The sequence below is a fragment of the Streptomyces sp. NPDC051364 genome, from assembly GCF_040682115.1.
Taxonomy (GTDB): Bacteria; Actinomycetota; Actinomycetes; order Streptomycetales; family Streptomycetaceae; genus Streptomyces.
Genome location: NZ_JBFBAH010000015.1, coordinates 99,751 through 124,049, shown reverse-complemented (window position 1 = coordinate 124,049; position 24,299 = coordinate 99,751). Strand labels below are relative to the sequence as shown.

At 72.4% G+C, this 24,299-nt stretch carries 22 protein-coding genes; 17 read left to right on the top strand and 5 right to left on the bottom strand.

What is annotated here, in order from left to right:
* The first annotated feature begins 110 nt into the window (after window positions 1–110).
* The 5 genes from AB0M76_RS27780 (at window position 111) to AB0M76_RS27760 (ending at window position 5,311) form a co-directional block, all read left to right on the top strand.
* The gene (locus AB0M76_RS27780; protein ID WP_266672670.1) at window positions 111–1,112 is read left to right on the top strand and encodes an ABC transporter ATP-binding protein; all 1,002 of its coding nucleotides are present in this window, start codon (window positions 111–113) and stop codon (window positions 1,110–1,112) included.
* Window positions 1,113–1,117: 5 nt separating this feature from the next.
* Window positions 1,118–2,194, top strand: a complete 1,077-nt coding sequence (locus tag AB0M76_RS27775; RefSeq protein ID WP_365955487.1) for a dipeptide ABC transporter ATP-binding protein — start codon at window positions 1,118–1,120, stop codon at window positions 2,192–2,194.
* 167 nt (window positions 2,195–2,361) lie between these two features.
* Window positions 2,362–3,018 (top strand): trimeric intracellular cation channel family protein, encoded by a 657-nt coding sequence (locus AB0M76_RS27770; protein ID WP_365955446.1) that lies wholly within the window; start codon window positions 2,362–2,364, stop codon window positions 3,016–3,018.
* Between the two features lie 58 nt (window positions 3,019–3,076).
* The gene (locus AB0M76_RS27765; protein WP_365955445.1) at window positions 3,077–3,928 is read left to right on the top strand and encodes a thioesterase family protein; all 852 of its coding nucleotides are present in this window, start codon (window positions 3,077–3,079) and stop codon (window positions 3,926–3,928) included.
* Between the two features lie 219 nt (window positions 3,929–4,147).
* Window positions 4,148–5,311 (top strand): cysteine desulfurase family protein, encoded by a 1,164-nt coding sequence (locus tag AB0M76_RS27760; protein WP_365955444.1) that lies wholly within the window; start codon window positions 4,148–4,150, stop codon window positions 5,309–5,311.
* Between the two features lie 9 nt (window positions 5,312–5,320).
* On the opposite strand, the gene AB0M76_RS27755 is transcribed toward AB0M76_RS27760, so the two are convergent.
* A complete protein-coding gene (locus tag AB0M76_RS27755) occupies window positions 5,321–6,004 on the bottom strand; it encodes a peptidoglycan recognition family protein (RefSeq protein ID WP_365955443.1) in 684 nt (227 codons plus the stop codon).
* A gap of 69 nt (window positions 6,005–6,073) precedes the next feature.
* Between AB0M76_RS27755 and mnmA the strand changes: the two genes are divergently transcribed.
* Window positions 6,074–7,210: a tRNA 2-thiouridine(34) synthase MnmA gene (gene mnmA, locus AB0M76_RS27750; protein ID WP_365955442.1), complete on the top strand. Its 1,137-nt coding sequence runs from the start codon at window positions 6,074–6,076 to the stop codon at window positions 7,208–7,210.
* A 75-nt stretch (window positions 7,211–7,285) separates the two neighbouring features.
* Here mnmA and AB0M76_RS27745 read toward each other — a convergent pair whose 3' ends face one another.
* On the bottom strand, window positions 7,286–8,209 hold the full coding sequence (locus tag AB0M76_RS27745; RefSeq protein ID WP_365955441.1) for an NADP-dependent oxidoreductase: 924 nt from the start codon (window positions 8,207–8,209) through the stop codon (window positions 7,286–7,288).
* A 134-nt stretch (window positions 8,210–8,343) separates the two neighbouring features.
* Between AB0M76_RS27745 and AB0M76_RS27740 the strand changes: the two genes are divergently transcribed.
* From AB0M76_RS27740 to gatB, 10 genes are all read left to right on the top strand, one after another.
* On the top strand, window positions 8,344–9,333 hold the full coding sequence (locus AB0M76_RS27740) for a helix-turn-helix domain-containing protein (RefSeq protein WP_365955440.1): 990 nt from the start codon (window positions 8,344–8,346) through the stop codon (window positions 9,331–9,333).
* A 93-nt stretch (window positions 9,334–9,426) separates the two neighbouring features.
* Window positions 9,427–9,771: a DUF1330 domain-containing protein gene (locus AB0M76_RS27735; protein WP_365955439.1), complete on the top strand. Its 345-nt coding sequence runs from the start codon at window positions 9,427–9,429 to the stop codon at window positions 9,769–9,771.
* 75 nt (window positions 9,772–9,846) lie between these two features.
* Window positions 9,847–10,536 (top strand): SDR family oxidoreductase, encoded by a 690-nt coding sequence (locus AB0M76_RS27730; RefSeq protein ID WP_365955438.1) that lies wholly within the window; start codon window positions 9,847–9,849, stop codon window positions 10,534–10,536.
* Window positions 10,533–11,516, top strand: a complete 984-nt coding sequence (locus AB0M76_RS27725) for a methionine synthase (RefSeq protein ID WP_365955437.1) — start codon at window positions 10,533–10,535, stop codon at window positions 11,514–11,516. Before AB0M76_RS27730 ends, AB0M76_RS27725 begins: the two co-directional genes overlap by 4 nt.
* A 31-nt stretch (window positions 11,517–11,547) precedes the next feature.
* Window positions 11,548–13,761 (top strand): NAD-dependent DNA ligase LigA, encoded by a 2,214-nt coding sequence (gene ligA, locus AB0M76_RS27720; protein ID WP_365955436.1) that lies wholly within the window; start codon window positions 11,548–11,550, stop codon window positions 13,759–13,761.
* Window positions 13,762–14,315: 554 nt separating this feature from the next.
* On the top strand, window positions 14,316–16,358 hold the full coding sequence (locus AB0M76_RS27715; RefSeq protein WP_365955486.1) for a bifunctional diguanylate cyclase/phosphodiesterase: 2,043 nt from the start codon (window positions 14,316–14,318) through the stop codon (window positions 16,356–16,358).
* 124 nt (window positions 16,359–16,482) lie between these two features.
* Window positions 16,483–16,779, top strand: coding sequence for an Asp-tRNA(Asn)/Glu-tRNA(Gln) amidotransferase subunit GatC (gene gatC / locus AB0M76_RS27710; RefSeq protein WP_007266718.1), 297 nt, complete (start codon window positions 16,483–16,485; stop codon window positions 16,777–16,779).
* Between the two features lie 5 nt (window positions 16,780–16,784).
* On the top strand, window positions 16,785–18,281 hold the full coding sequence (gene gatA, locus AB0M76_RS27705) for an Asp-tRNA(Asn)/Glu-tRNA(Gln) amidotransferase subunit GatA (protein WP_266997168.1): 1,497 nt from the start codon (window positions 16,785–16,787) through the stop codon (window positions 18,279–18,281).
* On the top strand, window positions 18,278–18,523 hold the full coding sequence (locus AB0M76_RS27700) for a hypothetical protein (RefSeq protein WP_266625181.1): 246 nt from the start codon (window positions 18,278–18,280) through the stop codon (window positions 18,521–18,523). Before gatA ends, AB0M76_RS27700 begins: the two co-directional genes overlap by 4 nt.
* A gap of 15 nt (window positions 18,524–18,538) precedes the next feature.
* Entirely contained in the window at window positions 18,539–20,050 is a 1,512-nt protein-coding gene (gatB, locus tag AB0M76_RS27695; protein WP_365955435.1) for an Asp-tRNA(Asn)/Glu-tRNA(Gln) amidotransferase subunit GatB, read from the top strand.
* A gap of 79 nt (window positions 20,051–20,129) precedes the next feature.
* Here gatB and AB0M76_RS27690 read toward each other — a convergent pair whose 3' ends face one another.
* Window positions 20,130–20,723, bottom strand: coding sequence for a GNAT family N-acetyltransferase (locus tag AB0M76_RS27690; RefSeq protein ID WP_365955434.1), 594 nt, complete (start codon window positions 20,721–20,723; stop codon window positions 20,130–20,132).
* Window positions 20,720–22,873 (bottom strand): penicillin acylase family protein, encoded by a 2,154-nt coding sequence (locus AB0M76_RS27685; protein ID WP_365955433.1) that lies wholly within the window; start codon window positions 22,871–22,873, stop codon window positions 20,720–20,722. Before AB0M76_RS27685 ends, AB0M76_RS27690 begins: the two co-directional genes overlap by 4 nt.
* A 61-nt stretch (window positions 22,874–22,934) precedes the next feature.
* On the opposite strand from AB0M76_RS27685, the gene AB0M76_RS27680 reads away from it, so the two are divergent.
* Window positions 22,935–23,669 (top strand): siderophore-interacting protein, encoded by a 735-nt coding sequence (locus AB0M76_RS27680; protein ID WP_365955431.1) that lies wholly within the window; start codon window positions 22,935–22,937, stop codon window positions 23,667–23,669.
* Window positions 23,670–23,730: 61 nt separating this feature from the next.
* Here the strand turns inward: AB0M76_RS27680 and AB0M76_RS27675 are convergent, their stop codons facing one another.
* Window positions 23,731–24,231: a DinB family protein gene (locus AB0M76_RS27675; protein WP_365955430.1), complete on the bottom strand. Its 501-nt coding sequence runs from the start codon at window positions 24,229–24,231 to the stop codon at window positions 23,731–23,733.
* Window positions 24,232–24,299 lie beyond the last annotated feature (68 nt).

Here is a 24,299-nt window from a genome sequence, read left to right as displayed (position 1 = left end):
AGAACCCCACCACCGCCTCCGGCGAGAGCACCTCCGGCGGGCCCGCGTTCGTCCCCGAGCAGGCCGGGCCGCCGAAGGACGCCGCGTTCCTCTCCGTACGCGACCTCAAGGTGCACTTCCCGACCGACGACGGCCTGGTCAAGTCCGTCGACGGGCTCTCCTTCGACCTCGAGCGCGGCAAGACGCTCGGCATCGTCGGCGAGTCCGGCTCCGGCAAGTCGGTGACCTCGCTGGCCATCATGGGCCTGCACCGCACCGGCAACGCCCGCAGCCGCCCGGACATCTCGGGCCAGGTCGTGCTCGACGGCGAGGACCTCGTACGCGCCGACGCGGACCACGTACGCAAGCTGCGCGGCCGCAAGATGGCGATGGTCTTCCAGGACCCGCTGTCCGCGATGCACCCGTACTACTCGGTCGGCAAGCAGATCATCGAGGCGTACCGGACCCACCAGAACGTCGACAAGAAGACCGCCCGCACCCGTGCGGTCGAGATGCTCGACCGGGTCGGCATCCCCGAGCCCCACCGGCGCGTGGACGCGTACCCGCACGAGTTCTCCGGCGGCATGCGCCAGCGCGCGATGATCGCGATGGCGCTCGTCAACAACCCCGAACTGCTCATCGCGGACGAGCCGACCACCGCCCTCGACGTCACCGTCCAGGCGCAGATCCTCGACCTGATCCGCGACCTGCAGAAGGAGTTCGGCTCCGCGGTCATCATGATCACGCACGACCTCGGCGTGGTCGCCGAGATGGCCGACGAGATCCTCGTGATGTACGGCGGCCGGTGCGTCGAGCGCGGCACCGCAGAGAAGGTCTTCTACGAACCCCGCCACCCCTACACCTGGGGCCTGCTCGGCTCCATGCCGCGCATCGACCGCGAGCAGACCGAGCGCCTGATCCCGGTCAAGGGCTCGCCGCCCAGCCTGATCAACATCCCGAGCGGCTGCGCCTTCAACCCGCGCTGCCCGTACGCCGACATCCCCAAGGGCGGCATCACCCGCACCCAGCGGCCCGAGCTCACCGAGGACGACAGCCGGCACTGGTCCGCCTGCCACATGTCGCAGGAGGAGCGGACCCGGATCTGGACCGAAGAGATTGCGCCGAAGCTGTGACCGACATGAAGAAGGACTCCGCGGCTGCGGCCGAGGAGCAGCCGCTGCTGAAGGTGACCGGCCTGGTCAAGCACTTCCCCATCAACAAGGGGCTGCTGCGCCGGCAGGTCGGGGCCGTCAAGGCCGTGGACGGCATCGACTTCGACGTCCGGCGCGGTGAGACGCTCGGCGTTGTCGGAGAGTCCGGCTGCGGCAAGTCGACGATGGGCCGCCTGATCACGCGCCTGCTGGAGCCCACGAGCGGCACGGTCGAGTTCCAGGGGCGCGACATCACGCACCTCGGTGTCTCCGGAATGCGCCCGCTGCGCCGCGACGTGCAGATGATCTTCCAGGACCCGTACGGCTCGCTGAACCCGCGGCACACGGTCGGCACGATCGTCAGCGCCCCGTTCAAGCTGCAGGGCGTGCAGCCGGAGGGCGGCCTGAAGGCGGAGGTGCAGCGCCTGCTGTCCCTGGTGGGCCTCAATCCGGAGCACTACAACCGCTACCCGCACGAGTTCTCGGGCGGTCAGCGCCAGCGCATCGGCATCGCCCGCGCGCTGGCCCTGAAGCCGAAGCTGGTCGTCGCCGACGAGCCGGTCTCGGCGCTGGACGTGTCGATCCAGGCCCAGGTGGTCAACCTGCTGGACGACCTCCAGGAGGAGCTCGGCCTCACGTACGTGATCATCGCGCACGACCTGTCGGTCATCCGGCACGTGTCGGACCGCATCGCGGTGATGTACCTCGGCAAGATCGTGGAGCTGACCGACCGCAAGTCGCTGTACGAGAACCCGATGCACCCGTACACCAAGGCGCTGCTGTCGGCCGTGCCGGTGCCGGACCCGCGCCGGCGTGGCGCGAAGAGCGGGCGCATCCTGCTCAAGGGCGACGTGCCCTCGCCGATCTCGCCCCCTACCGGCTGCCGCTTCCACACGCGGTGCTGGAAGGCCACGCAGATCTGCACGACGCAGGAACCGCCGATGCTGGCCCTGGCCACGGGCCACCAGGTGGCCTGCCACCACCCGGAGAACGCCGCCGACCAGGCTCCGGGCGACCCGGCCCTGCCGGGCGCGGCGGAGGCGGTGGTGACGGTCTCGGAGTAACCGGGCCCACCTCGTCCGGTGTCCCGGTCTCCGCGTAGCGGTCGGAGCCCGGGACACCGGCTTGTCCGCGCCCGGCCGGGGGGCTCCCGGCCGGGTGGCCGGCCTCCGGCCGGGGTGGCGGGCCCGGCCCGTCGAACAGACGGCCTGGCGAACGGCACAATGGGGCGGTGCTCCACGATCTCTTCCCGCCCGGGATCCAGCATGCCCTGGACCTCGCCGGCATCTTCGTCTTCGCCACCTCAGGCGCCCTGCTCGCCGTACGCAAGAACTTCGACGTGTTCGGCATCTGCGTCCTCGCGCTGGTCACCGCCCTCGGCGGCGGCCTCTTCCGCGACCTCGTCATCGGCGCCGTCCCGCCGGCCGCCTTCGGCGAGCTCAGCTTCTTCGTCACGCCGCTGATCGCGGCCGGCCTCGTCTTCTTCCTGCACCCCGAGGTGCAGCGGATCAACCGCGCCATCAACGTCTTCGATGCCGCCGGCCTCGCCCTGTTCTGCGTGACGGGCACGACCAAGGCGTACGAGTTCGGCCTCGGACTCACCGCGTCCGCCGCGCTGGGCCTGGCCACCGCCGTCGGCGGGGGCGTGGTGCGCGACGTACTCGTCAACGAGGTGCCGTCGCTGCTGCGCGACCGCGAGATGTACGCCGTCCCCGCCATGGTCGGCGCCTCGATGGTGGCCGTGTTCATCGGCTTCGGCGTGCTCAACGCGATGACCACCGCCCTCGCGATCGTCACCACCTTCGTGCTCCGGCTCCTCGCCATGACCTACCACTGGCGGGCCCCGCTGGCCTGGAACCGCCGCTCCTCGGTGGCCGAAGAGCCGTAACCAGCATGTAGCAAAGGAAAGCTACCGCTTAGTAGCTTCGCGTTGTAGTGTCGAATTCATGGCATACGCAGCGGCCCAGGCAACCATCGGCGACAGCGAGTTCGACCGCGACACCACCGTCACCGCCCGCGCGGGCGAGCCCGGTGTGTACGACGCGGAACTCTCCGCCGGATGGACGATCATCACCGCCGTCAACGGCGGCTATCTGCTCGCCCTGGTCGGCCGGGCGCTGTCGGCGGCCCTGCCGCACCCGGACCCGTTCACCGTCTCCGCGCACTACCTGACCTCGTCGGTACCCGGCCCCGCGGTGATCCGCACCGAGGTCGTCCGGGTGGGACGCACCCTATCCACCGGCCAGGCCTCCCTCTTCCAGTACGACGAGAACGGCGCCGAGATCGAGCGGATCCGGGTCGTCGCCTCGTACGGCGACCTCGCCTCCCTCCCGGACGACGTCCGCACCACGGCCGTCCCGCCGGTGATCCCGCCCTACGCCGACTGCCTCGGCCCGGAGGCCGGCCCGGCTCCGATCCCCGGCAGCAATGCGATCGTGGACCGGCTCCGGCTGCGGCTGGACCCGGCGACGGCGGGCTGGGCGCTCGGCGCGCCGTCGGGGAGGGGCGAGATGCGGGCCTGGTTCGAGCTGGCCGACGGCCGTGACGCGGACCCGCTCTCGATGCTGCTCGCGGTGGACGCGCTGCCGCCGACCTGCTTCGACCTGGGTCTGATGGGCTGGAGCCCGACCATCGAGCTCACCACCCACATCCGCCATCGCCCGGCCCCGGGCCCGCTGCGGATCTCCATCACGACCCGGAACCTGGCCGGGGGCTTCCTGGAGGAGGACGCCGAGGTCTGGGACTCCGCGGACCGCCTGGTGGCTCAGTCCCGCCAACTGGCCCGCGCCCCCCGCTGACCCGTCGGGGAGCGGGGAGTTCCGGCCGGGTCGGCTCGGATACGCTCCGGCGGGGTTTGGGGAGTGGCCGATCGGGGGCAGAGGCCCGAGCGGGGTCCCGGCAAGGCCCGCCGGGCGAGCCCGCCGAGGCGGGGTCGGTGGCTGCCGGGTGCGGCCTGGCGGGAGGCTGGACCCCGCGGGGTCCGGCCCCGTGCAGCGGACTCGTAGAATCGGGGGATCATGGCCTACCTCGACCACGCCGCCACCACTCCGATGCTCCCGGAGGCCGCTGCGGCGATGACCGCGCAGTTCGCCGCCACGGGTAACGCGTCCTCCCTCCACGCCGCCGGCCGCCGCGCCCGCCGTACCGTCGAGGAGGCCCGCGAGGCCCTCGCCGAGGCACTCGGCGCCCGCCCGAGCGAGGTGGTCTTCACCGCGGGCGGCACGGAGGCCGACAACCTCGCCGTCAAGGGCCTCTACTGGGCCCGGCGCGACCAGGACCCCGCCCGGACCCGGGTGCTCGCCAGCCCCGTCGAGCACCACGCCGTCCTCGACGCCGTCCACTGGCTCGGCGAGCACGAGGGCGCCCGGGTCGAGTACCTCCCCGTCGACCGCTACGGCCGCGTGCACCCCGAGGCCCTCCGGGAAGCCATCGCGCGCAACTCCGAGGACGTGGCCCTGGCCACCGTCATGTGGGCCAACAACGAGATCGGCACCGTCATGCCGGTCCATGAACTGGCCGCCGTGGCCCGCGAGTTCGCTATCCCCCTGCACTCCGACGCCGTCCAGGCCTTCGGTCAGCTCGACGTCCGCTTCGGCGACAGCGGCCTCGCCGCGATGACCGTCAGCGGCCACAAGGTCGGCGGCCCGTACGGCATCGGCGCGCTGCTGCTCGGCCGCGACCAGAGCCCCGTACCCGTTCTGCACGGCGGTGGCCAGGAGCGGCACGTGCGCTCCGGGACCCTCGACGTGCCCGCCGTCGCCGCCTTCGCGGTGGCCGCCGTGATCGCCGCCGAGCGGCGCGAGCGGTTCGCCGCCGAGATCGGCGCGCTGCGCGACGAGCTGGTCGCCGCCGTGCTCCGGGAGGTGCCCGACGCCGTCCTCGGCGGGGACCCGGACGACCGGCTCCCGGCCAACGCGCACTTCAGCTTCCCCGGCTGCGAGGGCGACTCCCTGCTGCTCCTGCTGGACGCCCAGGGCATCGAGTGCTCCACCGGCTCCGCCTGCACCGCCGGCGTGGCCCAGCCCAGCCACGTCCTGCTGGCCACCGGTACGGATCCGCAACTGGCCCGCGGCACCCTGCGCTTTTCCCTCGGCCACACCTCCACCAAGGAGGACGTCCGGGCCGTTGCCGCCGCCATCGGCCCGGCCGTCGAGCGCGCCCGTACGGCAGGCCTCAGCTAGGCCGTCCGGTCAGCCCGAGGCCTTGGCGGGGGCCGCCGCGAGCTCCGAGCGGACCAGGCCCAGGTACCGGTCCCAGTCCCAGTGGCGGCCCGGGTCCGTGTGGTCGGTGCCCGGGACCTCGGAGTGGGCCACTATGTGCGTACGGTCCACCGGTATGCCGTATCTGCGGCATATGTCGGCGGTCAGCCGGGCCGAGGCCGCGTACATCGCCTCCGTGAAGTCCTGCGGCCGGTCCACGAACCCCTCGTGCTCGATGCCCAGGCTGCGCTCGTTCATGGAGCGGTTGCCCGAGTGGAAGGCGACATCCATCTCGCGCACCATCTGCTCGATGCGGCCGTCCTGGCCGACTATGTAGTGCGCCGACGCCTGGTGGAACGGGTTCTTGAAGGCGTCCACCGAGGACGCGAAGCTGCCCTGCGTGACATGCACGACGATCCGGTCCACCCGGTAGTCCTCGGGCCGGTCCGCCATCCGCCAGTTCGCCGGCGAGGCCGACGTCCAGCCCGCGCCCACGTGGTCCACCTCACCCTCCTTGCGGGGCTTGCCCACGCCAGGCAGCAGCCACCAGGCACGCCGCAGCTCGTCCTGCCCGGCGATCGCCGCCACCGTGAAGACCCCGAGCCCCCCGAACAGCACCGCCCGGCGGGTCCTGCGCGGCGCAGCCTTCGGCGCAGCTTCGACCTTGCTCCCCATGTGATCCACCCCCTGTACCCGATAACGCGCTGTGACCCCGGGCGGTTCCCCCGTACTCTGGACGGTGCTATGACTCAGAACCTGCCGCGCACCGTCCGCCCCCTCCGTGTCCTGGCCGCCATGTCCGGCGGCGTGGACTCCGCCGTCGCAGCCGCCCGTGCGGTCGAAGCCGGGCACGACGTGACCGGCGTCCACCTCGCGCTCTCCGCGAACCCGCAGTCCTTCCGGACGGGCGCCCGCGGCTGCTGCACCATCGAGGACTCCCGCGACGCCCGCCGCGCCGCCGACGTCATCGGCATCCCGTTCTACGTCTGGGACCTCGCCGAGCGCTTCCGCGAGGACGTCGTCGAGGACTTCATCTCCGAGTACGAGGCCGGGCGCACCCCGAACCCCTGCCTGCGCTGCAACGAGAAGATCAAGTTCGCGGCCCTGCTCGACAAGGCCCTCGCACTCGGCTTCGACGCCGTCTGCACTGGCCACTACGCCACCGTCGTGGTGCACGAGGACGGCTCCCGCGAGCTGCACCGCGCCTCCGACATGGCCAAGGACCAGTCGTACGTCCTCGGCGTCCTCGACGAGAAGCAGCTCGCCCACGCGCTCTTCCCGCTCGGCGACACCCTCACGACGAAGGACGAGATCCGGGCGGAGGCGGAGGAGCGCGGCCTGGCCGTCGCGAAGAAGCCCGACAGCCACGACATCTGCTTCATCGCCGACGGCGACACCCAGGGCTTCCTCGCGAACCGCCTCGGCAAGGCCGAGGGCGACATCGTCGACGAGGCGACCGGCCAGAAGGTCGGCACCCACGACGGCGCCTTCGGGTTCACCATCGGCCAGCGCAAGGGCCTGCGCATCGGCCACCCCGCTCCCGACGGCAAGCCGCGTTACGTCCTCGACATCTCGCCGGTGAACAACACCGTCACCGTCGGCCCCGCCGAGGCCCTCGACGTCGGCGCCCTGACCGCGATCCGCCCCCGCTGGTGCGGCTCCACGGCTGCGGCCCCGGGCACGTACACCGCGCAGCTGCGCGCCCACGGCGGCGAGACCGAGGTCTTCGCCGAGCTCGTGGACGGCGAGCTGAGGGTGCGCTTCGAGGAGCCGGTCCGCGGTGTCGCCCCCGGGCAGGCGATCGTGCTCTACGACGGCACCCGCGTGGTCGGCTCCGCCACCATCGCGACGACCACCCGGGCCACGGCCGCGTCCGTGTGACCGGGGCGTGGAAGGGTTCGCGAAGCCCCTGTGGCCGCCCTTGAGTCCCAGGCCGTCCAGGCCGTCCAGCCGCGTCTAGCCGACCGTCAGGACGATCTTCCCGGTGGTCCGGCCCTGCTCGCCGATCTCGTGGGCCTTCGCGGCCTGCGCGAGCGGCAGGACCGTGTCGATCAGCGGCTTGAGCAGGCCGCGGTCGGCGAGGGACGCGATCTCCTCCAGGCCCTTGAGGTCCGGCTCGACGAGGACCCAGGCGGCGTGCACGCCCTGCGTGTCGGCCGGGATGCCGTCCGGGCCCGGCAGGGTCACCAGGTGCCCGCCCGGCTTCAGCACCTTCAGCGAGCGCTGCCCGTAGTCCCCGCCGACCGCGTCGATCACGACGTCCACGTCCGAGACGGCGTCCTCGAAGTCCGTGGTGCGGTAGTCGATCAGCTCGTCGGCGCCCAGCTCGCGCAGCAGCTCGTGCTTGGCCGCGCTGGCCGTGCCGATCACGTACGCGCCGCGGGCCTTGGCGATCTGCACCGCAAGGTGGCCGACTCCGCCCGCCGCCGCGTGAACCAGCACCCGCTGCCCGGCCGTGACCCCGGCCGTGTCCACCAGAGCCTGCCAGGCGGTCAGCGCCGCCAGCGGCAGGGCCGCCGCCTGCACGTGGTCCAGGGAGGCCGGCTTGCGGGCGAAGTGCCGGGCCGGGGCGACCACGTACTCGGCGTAGCCGCCCGCCTGGCGCGGGAAGTTCGGCATGCCGTACACCTCGTCGCCCTCGCGGTACAGCGTCACGCCCGGACCGACCGCCTCGACGGTGCCCGAGACGTCCCAGCCGACCATCGGGACCTCGCCCCAGGCGATGAGGCCGCCGCTGGCCCGGGTCTTCCAGTCCGCCGGGTTCACGCCGGCCGCGTGGACCCGTACGAGGATCTCGTTCAGGCCCGGCTCCGGCCGCTCCATCTCGACCTCGGTGAGAACCTCGGGTCCGCCCCACTGGCTGACGACGACCGCACGCATGACTGTCTCCTTGGTGATCTTTGGTGTTGCTCGGGGTGCTCCGTGCCGGTTTTTCCCGGCCGGTGACATCAGCTTGGCCGCACCCGGCCCCGCGTGGTGTTGGCCGTACGGCCACCATGTGACAGGATCTGGCCATGCCCGGTTTGCATCGAATCGCCGTACTCGCCCTCGAGGGCGTCGCCCCGTTCGAGCTCGGAATGCCGTCGCGCGTGTTCGGCAACGCCCACGCGGAGGATGGCGGCGCGCTGTACGAGGTCACCGTCTGCACCGCCGACGGCCTGCCCGTGACCAGCGACGCAGGCTTCACCATCGGCGTCACGGCCGGCCCCGAGGCGCTCGCCGCGGCCGACACCGTGATCGTCCCGCCCACCCACGCCATGCCTGGGCTCCGGCGCGGCGAGCCCCTGCCGCCGGCCCTGGTCGACGCCCTCGCCGGCATCCGGCCCGGCACCCGGACCGTGTCCATCTGCACCGGCTCCGAGGTGCTCGCCGCCGCCGGGCTGCTCGACGGCCGGCGTGCCACCACGCACTGGGCGCACGCGCCGGAGTTCCAGCGGGCCTTCCCGCGCGTCCTCCTCGACGAGGACGTGCTCTTCGTCGACGACGGGGACATCCTGACCTCGGCGGGCGTCGCCGCCGGCATCGACCTCTGCCTCTACCTGATCCGGGCAGACCACGGCACCGCCGCCGCCAACCGCGCCGCGCGGCTGTGCGTCGTACCGCCGTGGCGGGACGGCGGGCAGGCCCAGTACATCGACCGGCCCGTCCCCGAACCCACCGTCGCCACCACCACCGCCGCCCGCGCCTGGGCCCTGGAGCGGCTCGCCGAGCCGGTCACGCTGGCCGAGCTGGCCGCCCACGCCCGGATGAGCCTGCGCACCTTCACCCGGCGGTTCCGTGACGAGGTCGGCATGACCCCGGTGCAGTGGCTCACCGTCCAACGCCTCGAAGTCGCCCGCCAGTTGCTGGAGTCAAGCGATCTCCCGGTCGACCTGGTCGCGCACCGGGCGGGCTTCGGCTCCGCCAACTCGCTGCGCCAGCACATGCGGACCGCCCTCGGCATCTCGCCGATCGCCTACCGCCGGACCTTCCGGCCCGGCACCCCGGCGGCCGCGGCGGCATGACCCCGGAGGTCATGGCCTTCGGCTCCCCGGCTTGGCAGGATCGGATCAACAGTCCGATCCGGAAAGCCACTTGAGAGCGCGGAGGCCACGACCATGACCGCTTACGCCATCGCCCACATCCGGCCCGAGAGCATGAACGAGGAGATCCTCCACTACATCGAGGAGATCCAGTCGACGATGGACCCCTTCGAGGGCCGCTTCCTCGTCCACGGCGCGCAGGCCGAGGTCATGGAAGGCCCCTTCCCCGGGACCGTGGTGCTCCTCGCCTTCCCGGACATCGAGCGGGCCCGTGCCTGGTACGCCTCCCCGGCCTACCAGGCCCTGATCCCGCTCCGCACCCGCCACATCCCGGGCGAGGTCATCCTGGTGGACGGCGTCCCGCCCGGATACGACGCCACGAAGACGGCGGCCCGCCTGCGCGCCGAAGCCGGTCTCTGATGCCCCTGCCGGGCGGGTCGGCCGGTGGCTGACCGGGGCCCGGATCAGCGCGCCGGGGGTGCGAGCATGGGGCGTATGGCTACTCACCTGATCACCGGTACCGGGGCAGGCATCGGCGCCGCCGTCGCCGCCCGGCTGCACGCCCGCGGCGACGACCTCGTCCTGCTCGCCCGCGACGCCGCCCGCGGCAAGCAGCTCGTCGAGCGCTACCCCGGCTCCCGCGCCCTCGTCGGGGACCTCGCCGACCCCGACCGGCTGTCGTGGGCCTTCTCCAAGCAGGCGATCCCGGAGCGGATCGACTCCCTCCTGCACATCGCCGGGATCGTCGACCTCGGCCCCGTCGGCGAGCTGCGCCCCAAGACCTGGCAGCAGCAGCTCAACGTGAACCTGATCGCCCCCGCCGAGGTCACCCGGCTGCTGCTGCCCACCCTGCGCGCCTCCCGCGCCACCGTGGTCTTCGTGAACTCCGGCGCCGGTCTCGCCGCCCACGCCGACTGGAGCGCGTACGCCGCGTCCAAGCACGGGCTCAAGGCGCTCGCCGACTCGCTGCGCGCCGAGGAGAAGCAGAACGGCATCCGCGTCACCTCCGTCTACCCCGGCCGGACCGCGACCGCGATGCAGGCCAAGGTCCACTCCCAGGAGGGCAAGGAGTACGACCCCTCCGCCTGGATCGACCCCAAGTCCGTGGCCACCACGATCCTGATGGCCGTCGACCTGCCGCGCGACGCCGAGGTCAACGACCTGAGCGTCAGGCCCGGCCGATGACCGCGAGCGCCACCGGCGTCGGCTCCCTCCCCGGCGGCGACGCCCGCGAGGCTGCCAAGACCGTCACCGGCTCCTTCGAGGAGTTCCCGTACCTGGCCGAGCTGCCCGCCCGCGGGCCCGGCGCGGACATGATCGGCCGCTCCCTCGGGCTGCTCGTCGACATGTACGCCCACGTCGAGCCCAGCGGCTGGCGGATCAGCGACCGCCCGGGACGGGACTCGAAGCGGGCCCGCTCCTGGCTGGGCGAGGACCTGGACGCGCTCGAGGAGTTCACCCAGGGGTACACGGGCAAGCTCAAGGTCCAGGCCGTCGGGCCGTGGACCCTCGCCACCGCCCTCGAACTGCACGGCGGCGAGGCCGTGCTCCAGGACGCCGGCGCCTGCCGCGACCTGGCCGGATCCCTCGCGGAGGGCCTGCGCGACCACCTGGCCGACGTACGCAGGCGCATCCCCGGCGCCGAGATCGTGCTCCAGCTCGACGAGCCGTCCTTGACCGCGGTGCTGCTGGGACGCGTACGGTCCGCGAGCAAGTACCGCACGTACCGGGCCGTGGACCGGCAGGTCGTCGAGGGCACCCTGCGCGAGCTGTTCGCCGTCCACGACGGGGAGGTCGTCGTCCACTCCTGCGCCCCCGAGGTGCCGTTCGGGCTGCTCCGGCGGGCCGGCGCCACGGGCGTGTCGTTCGATTTCTCCTTGCTCACCGAGCGCGAGGACGACGCCATCGGGGAGGCCGTCGAAAGCGGTACGAAACTCTTCGCCGGAGTGGTGCCGGGCACCGACGCCCCGTTGTCGGACCCTGCCGGTAGCGTCATGGGTGTCAGGAAGCTTTGGCGCAGGCTGGGGCTGGCCCCGGGGACTCTGGCGGAGTCCGTCGTGGTCACCCCGTCGTGCGGTCTGGCGGGCGCCTCGCCCGCCTACGCCCGCGCGGTGCAGGCGCACTGCGTCAGGGCGGCGAGGTCGCTCGCCGACAACCCTGAGTGACGTAAGCAGACGGGCCACGGGAGGACACGGCATGGCAGCCGAACAGAAGCAGGCCGGCGACGGCACGGCCGCACCGGCGGCGGTGCGTGAGCAGCACGCGCTGCTGGCCGAGCAGGTCGAGGAGCACCGCTTCCGGTACTACGTGAACGACCAGCCGGTCGTCAGCGACGCCGAGTTCGACAAGCTGCTGCGCTCGCTGGAGGCGCTGGAGGAGCAGTACCCGGAGCTGCGCACGCCCGATTCGCCCACCCAGAAGGTGGCCGGGGCGTACGCGACGGACTTCACGTCCGTCGAGCACCGGGAGCGCATGCTCTCCCTCGACAACGCCTTCGACGACGAGGAGTTGGCGGCCTGGGCCGAGCGGGTGGCCCGGGACGTCAACACCCCCGATTTCCACTACCTGTGCGAGCTCAAGGTGGACGGCCTCGCCGTCAACCTCACCTACGAGAAGGGCCGCCTCACCCGGGCCGCCACCCGCGGCGACGGCCGCACCGGCGAGGACATCACGCCCAACGTCCGCACCATCGCCGAGATCCCGGACCGCCTCAAGGGCGACCGGATCCCGGAGCTTGTGGAGATCCGCGGCGAGGTCTTCTTCCCGATGGAGAAGTTCGAGGAGCTCAACGCCCGGCTCGTCGAGGCCGGCGACAAGCCCTTCGCCAACCCGCGCAACGCGGCGGCCGGTTCGCTGCGCCAGAAGGACCCGAAGGTCACCGCCACCCGCCCGCTGCACATGGTGGTGCACGGCATCGGCGCGCGCTCCGGCTTCGACATCGACAAGCTCTCGCACGCGTACGAGCTGCTCAGTGAGTGGGGCCTGCCCACGGCACGGCACAACAAGGCGGTGTCCTCGCTCGCGGAGGTCCGCGAGTTCATCGCGTACTTCGGCGAGAACCGGCACTCGGTGGAGCACGAGATCGACGGCGTCGTCGTCAAGCTCGACGAGATCCCGCTCCAGGGCCGGCTCGGCTCCACGGCCCGCGCCCCGCGCTGGGCGATCGCCTGGAAGTACGCCCCCGAAGAGGTCAACACTAAGCTGGTGGACATCAAGGTCGGCGTGGGCCGCACCGGCCGGGTGACCCCGTACGCGCAGGTGGAGCCGGTGACGGTGGCCGGCTCGGAGGTCGAGTTCGCGACCCTGCACAACCAGGAGGTCGTCAAGGCCAAGGGCGTGCTCATCGGGGACACCGTGGTGCTGCGCAAGGCCGGCGACGTCATCCCCGAGATCCTCGGCCCCGTGGTGGACCTGCGCGACGGCACCGAGCGCGAGTTCGTCATGCCGGCCGAGTGCCCCGAGTGCGGGACGGCGCTGCGGCCGATGAAGGAGGGCGACATCGACCTCCGCTGCCCCAACGGGCAGACGTGCCCCGCCCAGTTGCGCGAGCGGCTGTTCTACCTGGCCGGCCGCCAGTGCCTGGACATCGAGAACTTCGGCGCGGTGGCCGCGGCCGCGCTCACCAACCCGCTGGAGCCGGCCGAGCCGCCGATGCTCGACGAGGGCGACCTGTTCGGCCTCACCATCGAGCAGCTGCTGCCCATCAAGGCGTACGTCCTGGACGCCGACAGCGGGCTGCCCAAGCGCGACCCGAAGACCGGCGAGGAGAAGATCGTCACGGTCTTCGCCAACCAGAAGGGCGAGCCGAAGAAGAACGCCCTGGCCATGCTGGAGAACATCGCGGCCGCCAAGGACCGCCCGCTGGCCCGGTTCATCAACGGCCTGTCGATCCGGCACGTGGGCCCCGTCGCGGCGGAGACCCTGGCCCGCGAGTTCCGTTCCATCGAGCGGATCGAGCAGGCCACCGAGGAGGAGCTCGCCGCCACCGAGGGCGTCGGGCAGATCATCGCGGCGGCGGTCAAGGAGTGGTTCGCCGTCGACTGGCACCAGGAGATCCTGCGCAAGTGGCGGGAGGCCGGTGTCCGGATGGAGGAGGAAGGTTCCGGCGAGGCGGAGGGCCCGCGCCCGCTGGAGGGCCTGACCGTCGTCGTCACCGGCACTCTGCAGAGCCACACGCGGGACGGCGCGAAGGAGGCCCTGCAGAGCCGCGGCGCCAAGGTGACCGGCTCCGTCTCGAAGAAGACCTCCTTCGTCGTGGTCGGTGAGAACCCGGGCTCCAAGTACGACAAGGCGATGCAGCTGAAGCTGGCCGTCCTCGACGACGCGGGCTTCGCGGTGCTCCTCGAACAGGGCCCCGACGCGGCACGCGAGGCGGCGCTCCCGGTGGACGGCGCCGCCGAAGCGGAGTAACACCCCCTGAACGACACGGCGGGACGCGTACAGGGAAAGTGGCTCAGGCGAACGGATGCGTGGTGTGCGGCCGTACGGGCGGGCGCACGCCAGGCGCAACGCCCGGTGGTAAAAGGCTGGTACAGGGCTGTTCGCAGGGCGGTGACCTGTCGGATCATCGGATGGGTGACCCGAGGATCCTGGTCCAAACTCACCCGTTCGGCGGATACCGTACTGATGAGGATGGCTGGGTCGCATTCGGGCAACCGCCGCCGACCGCTGCCCCTGGGAGCCTCTCGCGTCCTACTGTTGAGGGGTGCGCCTGTCGTGCACGGCTGCGTGATGCGATTCCAGCCGTGATGGCATGACATCGGGGCCATCGCGTGGCATCGGCATTGCCGGCTGTGAGAGGGACGGGCATGAAACCCACCGAAAGCGCCGACCCGTCACCTGATGTCGGCGGGGAGATCCCGTCCATGCGGGCGGGCCGGCTCGGCGTCCTGCGTTCCAGGACGCCGGACATCCACCCGCTCGACACCGGCGCGGGATCGGGCGGAGCGGCGCAGCGCACCGTGCTGCCCTTCATCGTCGTGGGCCTGTCCGCCGTGGCCCTCGCGGCCGGCATCGTCTCCGCGCTGAGTGACCGTCATGCCCTGTTCCCCGGCGGCCCGGTCGGCTGGGCGCTCGCCCTGCTGACCGGCATCATCGTCGGCCACCTGGTCGCGCTGGGCCGGGACCGCTGGTGGGGCGGCACCGGGTCGGGCGCGGCCCTCACCCTCGGCGTGCTCATCCTGTACGGGTGGGTGCCCGCGGGACTCGTCTCCCTCGCGGTGGTCTCCCTGGTCGGGGCCGCGCGCCGGCACCGCTGGCGCCAAGGGCTGCTGCACGGCGCCACCGACATCCTCGGCATCGGCGCGGGGGCCCTCGTACTCGCCGCGTTCGGCGAGGCGCCGAGCGTCGAGACGCCGTGGCGGCCCACCACCTGGGGGCCGGAGGCGGTCCCCGAGATCGTCCTGGTGGCCCTGGCCTACCTGCTGGTCACCAAGGTGCTGCTGTGGCTCGCGCTGACCCCGCGCGGCGGCGCCCTGCCCACCGTCGCCCGCACGGCCCTGCTCCGGCAGGCCTTAGTAGCCGTCGCCCTGCTCGGCATCGCCCCGCTGATCTGCGTGGTCGCCGTGACGCAGCCGGTGCTGCTGCCGCTGTTCGCCGTACCGCTGATCGCCCTCGACTCCACCCTGTGGATCGCCCGGGCGCGCGCCGAGGAACAGCTGCGCGATCCGCTGACCGGGCTGCCGAACCGGCAGTGGCTCCTGGAGCGGGCGTGGTCCGCTCTGGACGAGGCTGAACGTTTGGGCACCCGGTCAGCTCTTGTGTTGATCGACCTGGACCGGTTCCGCGCGGTCAACGACACGCTGGGCCACCTCGCCGGCGACCGGCTGCTCCTGCAGATCGCCGACCGGCTCCGCCAGGCCCTTCCCGAGGACGCCGAGGCCGCCCGCCTCGGCGGCGACGAGTTCGCCGTGCTCCTGCCCGTCGCCGACTCCACCACCAGCGCCCAGCGGGTCGCCCGCCACCTCGTCGCCGAGCTCAGCTCGCCCCTCGACCTGGACGGCCTGACCCTCGTCCTGGAGGCCAGCGCCGGCCTCGCCGTCTTCCCCGACCACGCGCTGGACGCGGAGGGGCTGCTGCGCCGCGCCGACGTCGCGATGTACCAGGCGAAGCGGGACCGTACGGGCGTGGAGGTGTACGAGTCCAAGCGGGACAGCAACACCCCCGACCGCCTCGGCCTCCTCGGCGATCTGCGGCGGGCCCTCGACGCCGGTGAAGTGGAACTCCACTACCAGCCCAAGGTCCGCTTCGACGGCCAGGTGGCCGGGCTCGAAGCCCTGGTGCGCTGGGTGCATCCGGAGCGGGGCAGGGTCTCGCCGGACGAGTTCATCGCGATCGCCGAGACCTCGGGGCTCATGCCGCACCTCACCGAGTACGTCCTCGAGACGGCCCTCGCCCAGGTGGCGCGGTGGCGGGCGCAGGGCCTGAAGGTCCCCGTCGCCGTCAACGTCTCGCCGCGCGACGTCCACACGCCCGGCTTCGCGGGCGCGGTCGCGGCCCGGCTGGCCCGGCACGGGGTCCCGGCGAGCGGGCTCCAGCTGGAGATAACGGAACACGTCCTGCTGGAGGACCCGCAGCGGGCGGCCGACACCATGGCGGGCCTGACGGGCCACGGCGTCAAGATGTCGCTCGACGACTTCGGCACGGGCTACTCCTCCCTGGTGCACCTGCGGCGGCTGCCGGTCAGCGAGCTGAAGATCGACCGCTCGTTCGTGGCGCGGCTCGCGGTGGACGCGCAGGACGCGGAGATCGTGCGCTGCACGGTGGACCTGGCGCACTCGCTGGGACTGCTCGTCGTCGCCGAGGGCGTGGAGGACGACGAGACCTGGGAGCGCCTGCGCGACCTGGGCTGCGACGCCGTCCAGGGCTGGCTGGTCGCAGCCGCCATGCCCCCGCAGGAGGCCACGGCCTGGCTCCTGGCCCGCGGCGAACGCGGCTGGCGCCGCCCGGCGGACATCACGGCGGAACTCTCGGCCTCCCCGACCGGCGCGGAAACCCCGGCCCAGTAGCCGGCGCGGCAGCCGGCGCCGGGCCCGCAGGGACTCCTGGTGGGAAACGGTTTCGTGGGTCCGGGGCCCGGCCCATAGGATTGGGCACGAAACTACACACTCACCACCCCCAGAGGATCGCTGCATGCCTGGCATCACGCGCGAGGAGGTTGCCCACCTCGCTCGGCTGGCACGTCTGGAGCTGAAGAGCGAAGAGCTCGACCACTTCGCTGGACAGCTCGACGACATCATCGGCGCGGTCGCCCGCGTTTCCGAGGTCGCCGACCAAGACGTCCCGCCGACCTCCCACCCGCTGCCGCTGACGAACGTCATGCGCGCGGACGAGGTCCGACCGTCGCTCACCCCCGAGCAGGCGCTTTCCGGCGCTCCCGCCCAGGAGCAGCAGCGTTTCAAGGTGCCGCAGATCCTGGGGGAGGACTAACAACCATGACTGACCAGATCATCAAGCTCACGGCAGCCCAGACCGCCGAGAAGATCGCCTCCGGCGAGCTCACGGCCGTCGAGGTCACCGAGGCCCACCTGGCCCGCATCGACGCGACCGACGAGAAGGTCCACGCCTTCCTGCACGTCGACCGCGAGGGCGCCCTCGCCCAGGCGCGCGCCGTCGACGCCAAGCGCGAGCGCGGCGAGAAGCTCGGCCCGCTGGCCGGCGTCCCGCTCGCCCTCAAGGACATCTTCACCACCGTCGGGGTTCCGACCACCGTCGGTTCGAAGATCCTCGAAGGCTGGATCCCGCCGTACGACGCCACCCTGACGCGCAAGCTCAAGGAAGCCGACGTCGTCATCCTCGGCAAGACCAACATGGACGAGTTCGCCATGGGGTCCTCCACCGAGAACAGCGCGTACGGGCCCACCGGCAACCCCTGGGACCTCACCCGGATCCCCGGCGGCTCCGGCGGCGGCTCCGCGGCCGCGCTGGCCGCCTTCCAGGCCCCCCTCGCGATCGGCACGGACACCGGCGGCTCCATCCGCCAGCCCGCCTCCGTCACGGGCACGGTCGGCGTGAAGCCCACGTACGGCGGTGTCTCCCGCTACGGCATGGTCGCCTTCTCCTCCTCCCTCGACCAGGGCGGGCCCTGCGCCCGTACGGTCCTGGACGCGGCGCTCCTCCACGAGGTCATCGCCGGCCACGACCCGCTGGACTCCACCTCCATCGACGCCCCGGTCCCGCCGGTCGTCGAGGCGGCCCGCAACGGCTCCGTCGCCGGCATGCGCGTCGGTGTCGTCAAGCAGTTCGCCGGCGAGGGCTACCAGGCCGGCGTCGTCCAGCGCTTCAACGAGTCGGTCGAGCTCCTCAAGGAGCTGGGCGCCGAGATCGTCGAGCTGGACTGCCCCTCCTTCGACCTCGCGATGGCCGCGTACTACCTCATCGCGCCGTCCGAGTGCTCCTCGAACCTGGCCCGCTTCGACGCCATGCGCTACGGCCTGCGCGTCGGCGACGACGGCACCAGGTCCGCCGAGGACGTCACCGCGCTCACCCGCGAAGCCGGTTTCGGCGACGAGGTCAAGCGCCGCATCATCCTCGGTACGTACGCGCTGAGCTCCGGCTACTACGACGCGTACTACGGCTCCGCCCAGAAGGTCCGCACGCTCATCACCAAGGACTTCGAGAAGTCCTTCGAGCAGGTCGACGTGATCGTCTCCCCGACGACCCCGACCACCGCCTTCGCCATCGGCGAGCGCACCGACGACCCGCTGGCGATGTACCTCGCGGACCTGTGCACCATCCCGACCAACCTGGCCGGCAACTCCGCCATGTCGCTCCCCTGCGGCCTGGCACCGGAGGACGGCCTGCCGGTCGGGCTGCAGATCATCGCCCCGGCGATGAAGGACGACCGGCTGTACAAGGTCGGCGCCGCCGTGGAGGCAGCCTTCGTCGAGCGCTGGGGTCACCCGCTGCTTGAGGAGGCTCCGTCGCTGTGAGTGGTAGCGCACTGTCCAAGGCCAAGGGCTTCAAGAAGTCCAAGTCCGGTACGTACCTGTCGATCGGCACCACCGCGTTCGGTGCCTTCAGCGTGATCAAGCAGGCCAAGAAGGCCCGCTCCGAGCACGACACGCTGAAGCTGGTCGACGCCGTTGTGTCCGCCGCCGCCATCGTCACCGGCCTCGCGATCCTGTACCGCGAGCTGAAGCGCCTCGGCGACGACGACGTTCTGCTGGGCTGAGAGGGAAGTTTCACTGTGACCGTCACCGAACTGCTGTCGTACGAGGACGCCCTCGCGTCGTACGACCCCGTCATGGGCCTCGAGGTCCATGTCGAGCTCGGCACCAAGACCAAGATGTTCTGCGGCTGTTCGACCGAGCTGGGCGCCGAGCCCAACTCGCAGACCTGCCCCACCTGTCTCGGTCTGCCCGGCTCGCTGCCCGTCGTCAACGCGATCGGCGTCGAGTCGGCCATCAAGATCGGCCTCGCGCTGCACTGCGAGATCGCCGAATGGTGCCGCTTCGCCCGGAAGAACTACTTCTATCCGGACATGCCGAAGAACTTCCAGACCTCCCAGTACGACGAGCCGATCGCCTTCAACGGCTACCTCGACGTCCAGCTGGAGGACGGCGAGATCTTCCGCGTGGAGATCGAGCGCGCCCACATGGAGGAGGACACCGGCAAGTCGCTGCACGTCGGCGGCGCCACCGGCCGTATCCACGGCGCGTCCCACTCCCTGCTGGACTACAACCGCGCCGGCATCCCGCTCATCGAGATCGTCACCAAGCCGATCGAGGGCGCGGGCGAGCGGGCCCCCGAGGTCGCCAAGGCGTACGTCGCCGAGCTGCGCGAGGTCATCAAGGCGCTCGGCGTGTCCGAGGCGCGGATGGACAAGGGCCAGATGCGCTGCGACGTGAACCTGTCGCTGCGCCCGACCCCCGAGTCCGAGTTCGGCACCCGCAGCGAGACGAAGAACGTCAACTCGCTGCGCTCCGTCGAGCGCGCGGCCCGCTTCGAGATCCAGCGCCACGCGGCGGTGCTCTCGTCCGGCGGCACGATCGTGCAGGAGACCCGCCACTTCCACGAGGAGGACGGCTCCACCACCGCCGGCCGCATCAAGGACAACGCCGAGGACTACCGGTACTTCCCGGAGCCCGACCTGGTCCCCGTCGCCCCGGCCCGCGACTGGGTCGAGGAGCTGCGCGGCGGTCTGCCCGAGATGCCGCGCGTGCGCCGCAACCGGCTCCGCGAGGACTGGGGCGTGAACGAGCACGACATGCAGTCGATCCTCAACGCGGGCGCGGTGGACTCCATCGTCGCCACCATCGAGGCCGGCGCCGACTCGACGGCCGCCCGCAAGTGGTGGATGGGCGAGCTGGCCCGCAACGCCAACGAGCAGGGCGTCGTCGTCGACGAGCTGCCGATCACCCCGGCGCAGGTCGCGCGCGTCGCGGCCCTGGTCGCGGCCGGTGAGCTGAACGACAAGCTGGCCCGCCAGGTCCTCGAGGGCGTCCTCGCCGGCGAGGGCACCCCGGACGAGGTCGTCGAGAAGCGCGGCCTGAAGGTCGTCTCGGACGAGGGCGCGCTCGGCGCGGCCGTGGACGAGGCCATCGCGGGCAACGCGGCCATCGCGGACAAGATCCGTGGCGGCAAGGTCGCCGCCGTCGGCGCCCTGGTCGGCGCGGTCATGAAGACCACCCGCGGCCAGGCCGACGCGGCCCGCGTAAAGGAGCTCATCCTGGAGCGCCTGGGCGTGACCGAGGGCTGATCCCCTCCTGCCTGAACGCCCGGAGGCCCCGCACCTGTCGGTGCGGGGCCTGCGTCGTCTCCGTGGGCGTGACGCCCGGTCAGCGGGCCTGCGGGGTGCTGAGGAAGGCGAGGCGGGCCTGCTTGGCCGGCAGGTAGACCTCGGGCAGGTCGATCTCGGGGAGCTCGATCTCCGGGCCGAGCACGAAGCCGGTGCGCTCGAGGCGGGCGATGGCCTTCTCGTTGCGGGCGTCCGGCTCGGCGACCACGCGGCGGGTGCGGCCGTCGGACCAGACGAACCCCATGAAGGCGCTCATCAGGGCGGCGCTGAAGCCGTGCTGGGGCGACCCCTGGGCGGGGCTGATCAGCAGGTGCACGCCGGTGTCGCCCGGCTGGACCTCGTAGCACTCGCTGACGCGGTCCTCGGCGCAGTCGTACGTCTGGAAGAGCCCGACCGGCTCGCCGTTGCGGCTGACGATGAACGCGTGGTGCGTGGTGCGTCTGTCGACGTCCTCGTAGATCTCCTGGACCAGCTCGCGGCCGGCCTCGCGCATGCCCCAGAAGGCGGCGCGCTCCTGGGTGACCCAGCTGTGGATCAGGGCCGCGTCCCCTGCGGGGTCGACGGGGGTGATGGTGACCGTGCCGAAGCCCTCGACGAGCTGGGTGTGCACGGGGCGGCGGGTGGACGTGGTCATCTGGAGGTTTCCTTCGCGAGGCGGGTCCAGTCGGTGACGACGGGGACGAGTTCGCACTGCGCCCAGAACGGCAGCTGGTCGCGGTGGTGGGGCGAGCCGGTGACGCCGTCCGCGCCGAGCGGGACCGCCCAGAGGCTGTCCTCGCGGCGGGCCAGATCCCAGACGTAACGGGCCGACGATGCACGGGCGGTGAGATCGGTGAACCCGGGGACGGTGGAGGTGGCGTTGACGCAGTCGTGGTCGCCGCCGAGGCCGGGCCACTCGGCCTCCGGGTCGGGGAGCGCCGACCAGGGGGCCAGCCGGTGGACCTCCGACCAGGGGGCGTCGGGGCGGGCGGCGGCGGCCGTCTCCTCCAGGGCGGCGCGGACGTGGGCCGCGCGGTCGAGGCCGGGGAGGAGGGTGGTGGTCAGCAGGCCTTCGAGGGCGTAGCCGATCTTCGGGACCAGGTACAGCCAGGGGTGGAACACCTCCGGGCCGGAGGGGGCGTCGGCGAGTCCGGCGAAGACGGGGTCGGCGGCGAAGCGGCGTACGGTCGCGGTCCGGAAGGCCGAGAAGACGGTCGCGTCGGTGCTCTCGGCCGCCATGTGGCGGTCCCAGGCGAGCAGCCGGGTGCGCAGCGCGGCGGCCTCGGGGGAGAGGTCGTCGAGTGCGGGCAGCAGGGCCAGCAGCGGCTCGGCGGAGGCCAGGTAGGTGTCCCGGTGTACGTCGGCCATCGCCTTCGGGGTCCAGTCCGCGGAGCCGGAGAGCAGCTCGCGGATGCGGTCGGCGCGGTGCGGGGGAGCGAACTCCACGCCGAGCGGCGAGGCGATGCCGCGGGCGTTGGCCATGACGGCGAACCCCTGCACGGGCTCGGCGGGGGTCTCGGCCCAGCCCTGCCAGGCGTACTGCGGATCCCAGGCGGGCACCGGGCGCAGCCGGTTGGCCCGGTGGCGCAGCGGGACCGCGCCGGCGACGCGGTGCAGCAGGCCGCCCTCGGCGTCGGCGGCGTGGACGACGTTGACGGGCTCGGCCCAGCCGTCGAAGGCGCGGTCGATGTCGGCGACGGTACGGGCGCGCAGCAGGGCGGGGAGGACGGCGAAGCCGAGGTCGCGGCGGACGCGGGGCGGGTAGCGGAGGGCGAGGGTCTGGCCGCCGCCGTCCGTCTCGTCCCGGATGATGACGGGGCCACGCGCGGTCTCCAGGACCTCGACCTCGACCGGTTCGGCGCCGGCGACGGTGATGGTCTCGGTGTGCCGGGCGACGGGCTCCCATGCGCCGTCGGGGCCGAGGGCCTCGATCACGCCGGGGGCGGCGGGGGCGGTGCGGAGCTGCTCGGCGTACAGGTCCTGGTAGTCGGACATGGCGTTGGTGATCGCCCAGGCGGCGCTGCCGGTGTGCCCGAAGTGGCCGAGGCCGGGGATGCCGGGGACGGCCAGGCCGAGGACGTCGTACTCGGGGCAGGAGAGCCGTATCTGCTGGTACACGCCCGGGTCCTCGATGAACCGGTGCGGGTCGCCCGCGATGATCGCCGAGCCGGTGGCGGTCCGGTCGCCGGGGACCAGCCAGCCGTTGCTGCCGGCGGTGCCGGGGCCGTCGGTGGCGAAGAGGGTGACGGCCTCGTCGCCGAGGGCGCGGGCCACGCGCTCGCGCCACAGCTTGGTGGCGAAGCCGGCAAAGAGGATGTGGGTGGCGATCCAGATGGCGAGGGGGACCCACGGCTCCCACGGGGTGGGGGTGTGGCCGGTACGGGCGAACCGCTCGTCGCGGACGGCGCCCTCGGCCAGCCCGTCGTTGACGCCGTCCACGTAGGCCCGCACCCAGGCGGCGGTGTCGGGGTCGAGCGCCTCGTGGCAGCGGCGGGCGGTGTCGGCGAGCCGGGACAGGCGGGCGAACCGGTCCCAGGCGACGGACTCCGGGCCGAGGAAGGCGGCGCTGGAGCCCTGGGCGCGGTGGCGCTCGACCTCCAGCTGCCAGGCGCGGTCGAGGGCGGTGGTGTGGCCCTGGGCGTAGGCGAGGCGGTCGGCGTCGGCGGCGCGGAGGTGGGGGATGCCCCAGTCGTCGCGGTAGAGCTCGAAGGCTTCGGCTTCGGCTTCGGCTTCGGCTCCGGTGGCGTCCGCTCCGGTGGTGTTCGCGTCGGCGTCGTCGGCGTTGGTCACAAGGCGCACACTCATCCCCCAATGCATTAGGTTAGGCTGCCCTAACTATAGGGGCTCAAGGGAGGGGTGGTCACACATGGGAGGCGTCGGCAAGGGCTGGGAGGGCGTGGTCCTTCGGCTTCTGCGGGGCAAGGACTTCACGTTCACGGTCACGGGCGCGGAGGACGTCACGGAGCACTACCGTCGCGTGCACGTGACGGACGGCGGACTGCTCGCGGCGGCCGGCGAGTCGCTCCACCCGACGATGTGGGTGCGGCTGTGGTTCGAGAGCGCGGGCAAGCCGCACACGCGGGCGTACACCCTGGTCGACCCGGATCCGGCGGCGGGCACGTTCAGCCTGGAGTTCGCGCTCCACGACGGCGCCGCGAGTGCGTGGGCGCGGGCCGCGAAGCCGGGAGACACCATCGAGGCCACCGTCCAGGGGACCGGCTTCACCGCCCCGGCGCCCGAGCCCGAGCGGCTGCTGGTGATCGGCGACCCGGCCTCGGTCCCGGCGATCAACTCCCTGCTGGACGCCTACCCGCAGACCCCGGCGACGATCTGGCTGGAGACGCAGCACGCGTCGGACGCCGACCTGCCGGTACGGCTGGACCCGGCCCGGCACGAGATCAGGCGGGTCGAGCGCACGGGCTCGGCACTGGTGGAGCAGGTGAAGGCGGAGCTCCCGGAGCTCGTTGCGGACCCGGCGTCGGCGTACGTCTGGCTCGCCTGCGACACGGCGACGACACGCACGCTGACGGCGTACCTGCGCAAGGAACTGGCCCTGCCGAAGCAGCGCGTGAACGGTCTGGGCTACTGGCGGGCCGCCTGACGGGCCTTCGGGCCTGCGGGCCTGCGGGCCTGACCGGGTCTGGGCGGTCCCGCCAGGTCCGTCAGGCTCCGGTGGCGCCGTCGACGGCCTCGCGCAGGAAGTCGGCGTGGCCGTTGTGGCGGGCGTACTCATGGATCAGGTGCAGCATGACGAGGCGCAGCGAGGCCTCCTCCTTCCAGCTGGCCACGTACGCCGTCACGTCGAGGGACTCGGCGGCCGCCTCGATGCGGCGGGCGTGCGCGACCTCCGCCTCCCAGGCGGTGAACGCCTCCTCGCGGGTGGCGCCGGCGGCGTCGTAGGCGGCCTGGAAATCGTGGGTGTCGGACCAGAGGTGGGGGAGGTCCTCGCCGTTCAGGGTGCGGCGGAACCAGTGCCGTTCGACCTCGCCCATGTGCCGGACCAGGCCCAGCAGGGAGAGGGTGGACGGCGGCGACGAGGGGCGCCGCAGCTCCTCGTCGGTGAGGCCCTCGCACTTCCAGGCGAGGGTGGCCCGGTGGTAGTCGAGGTACGCGCGCAGGGTCTCGCGCTCGTCGCCGGTCAGCGGCGGTCCAATGCGTTCCATGGCTCGATCTTGCCTGGGAGACGCCGGGGCCGGAAGGCCGGCGGGCCAAGTGGGCCGTCCCCTGCGGG

Excerpts from the sequence above, each read along its gene's own strand:
- AB0M76_RS27775 (WP_365955487.1), top strand. The coding sequence starts at position 1,118 with ATGAAGAAGGACTCCGCGGCTGCGGCCGAGGAGCAGCCGCTGCTGAAG.
- AB0M76_RS27765 (WP_365955445.1), top strand. The coding sequence starts at position 3,077 with ATGGCATACGCAGCGGCCCAGGCAACCATCGGCGACAGCGAGTTCGAC.
- AB0M76_RS27760 (WP_365955444.1), top strand. The coding sequence starts at position 4,148 with ATGGCCTACCTCGACCACGCCGCCACCACTCCGATGCTCCCGGAGGCC.
- AB0M76_RS27755 (WP_365955443.1), bottom strand. The coding sequence starts at position 6,004 with ATGGGGAGCAAGGTCGAAGCTGCGCCGAAGGCTGCGCCGCGCAGGACC.
- mnmA (WP_365955442.1), top strand. The coding sequence starts at position 6,074 with ATGACTCAGAACCTGCCGCGCACCGTCCGCCCCCTCCGTGTCCTGGCC.
- AB0M76_RS27745 (WP_365955441.1), bottom strand. The coding sequence starts at position 8,209 with ATGCGTGCGGTCGTCGTCAGCCAGTGGGGCGGACCCGAGGTTCTCACC.
- AB0M76_RS27740 (WP_365955440.1), top strand. The coding sequence starts at position 8,344 with ATGCCCGGTTTGCATCGAATCGCCGTACTCGCCCTCGAGGGCGTCGCC.
- AB0M76_RS27735 (WP_365955439.1), top strand. The coding sequence starts at position 9,427 with ATGACCGCTTACGCCATCGCCCACATCCGGCCCGAGAGCATGAACGAG.
- AB0M76_RS27730 (WP_365955438.1), top strand. The coding sequence starts at position 9,847 with ATGGCTACTCACCTGATCACCGGTACCGGGGCAGGCATCGGCGCCGCC.
- AB0M76_RS27725 (WP_365955437.1), top strand. The coding sequence starts at position 10,533 with ATGACCGCGAGCGCCACCGGCGTCGGCTCCCTCCCCGGCGGCGACGCC.
- ligA (WP_365955436.1), top strand. The coding sequence starts at position 11,548 with ATGGCAGCCGAACAGAAGCAGGCCGGCGACGGCACGGCCGCACCGGCG.
- gatC (WP_007266718.1), top strand. The coding sequence starts at position 16,483 with ATGCCTGGCATCACGCGCGAGGAGGTTGCCCACCTCGCTCGGCTGGCA.
- gatA (WP_266997168.1), top strand. The coding sequence starts at position 16,785 with ATGACTGACCAGATCATCAAGCTCACGGCAGCCCAGACCGCCGAGAAG.
- AB0M76_RS27690 (WP_365955434.1), bottom strand. The coding sequence starts at position 20,723 with ATGACCACGTCCACCCGCCGCCCCGTGCACACCCAGCTCGTCGAGGGC.
- AB0M76_RS27685 (WP_365955433.1), bottom strand. The coding sequence starts at position 22,873 with ATGAGTGTGCGCCTTGTGACCAACGCCGACGACGCCGACGCGAACACC.
- AB0M76_RS27680 (WP_365955431.1), top strand. The coding sequence starts at position 22,935 with ATGGGAGGCGTCGGCAAGGGCTGGGAGGGCGTGGTCCTTCGGCTTCTG.
- AB0M76_RS27675 (WP_365955430.1), bottom strand. The coding sequence starts at position 24,231 with ATGGAACGCATTGGACCGCCGCTGACCGGCGACGAGCGCGAGACCCTG.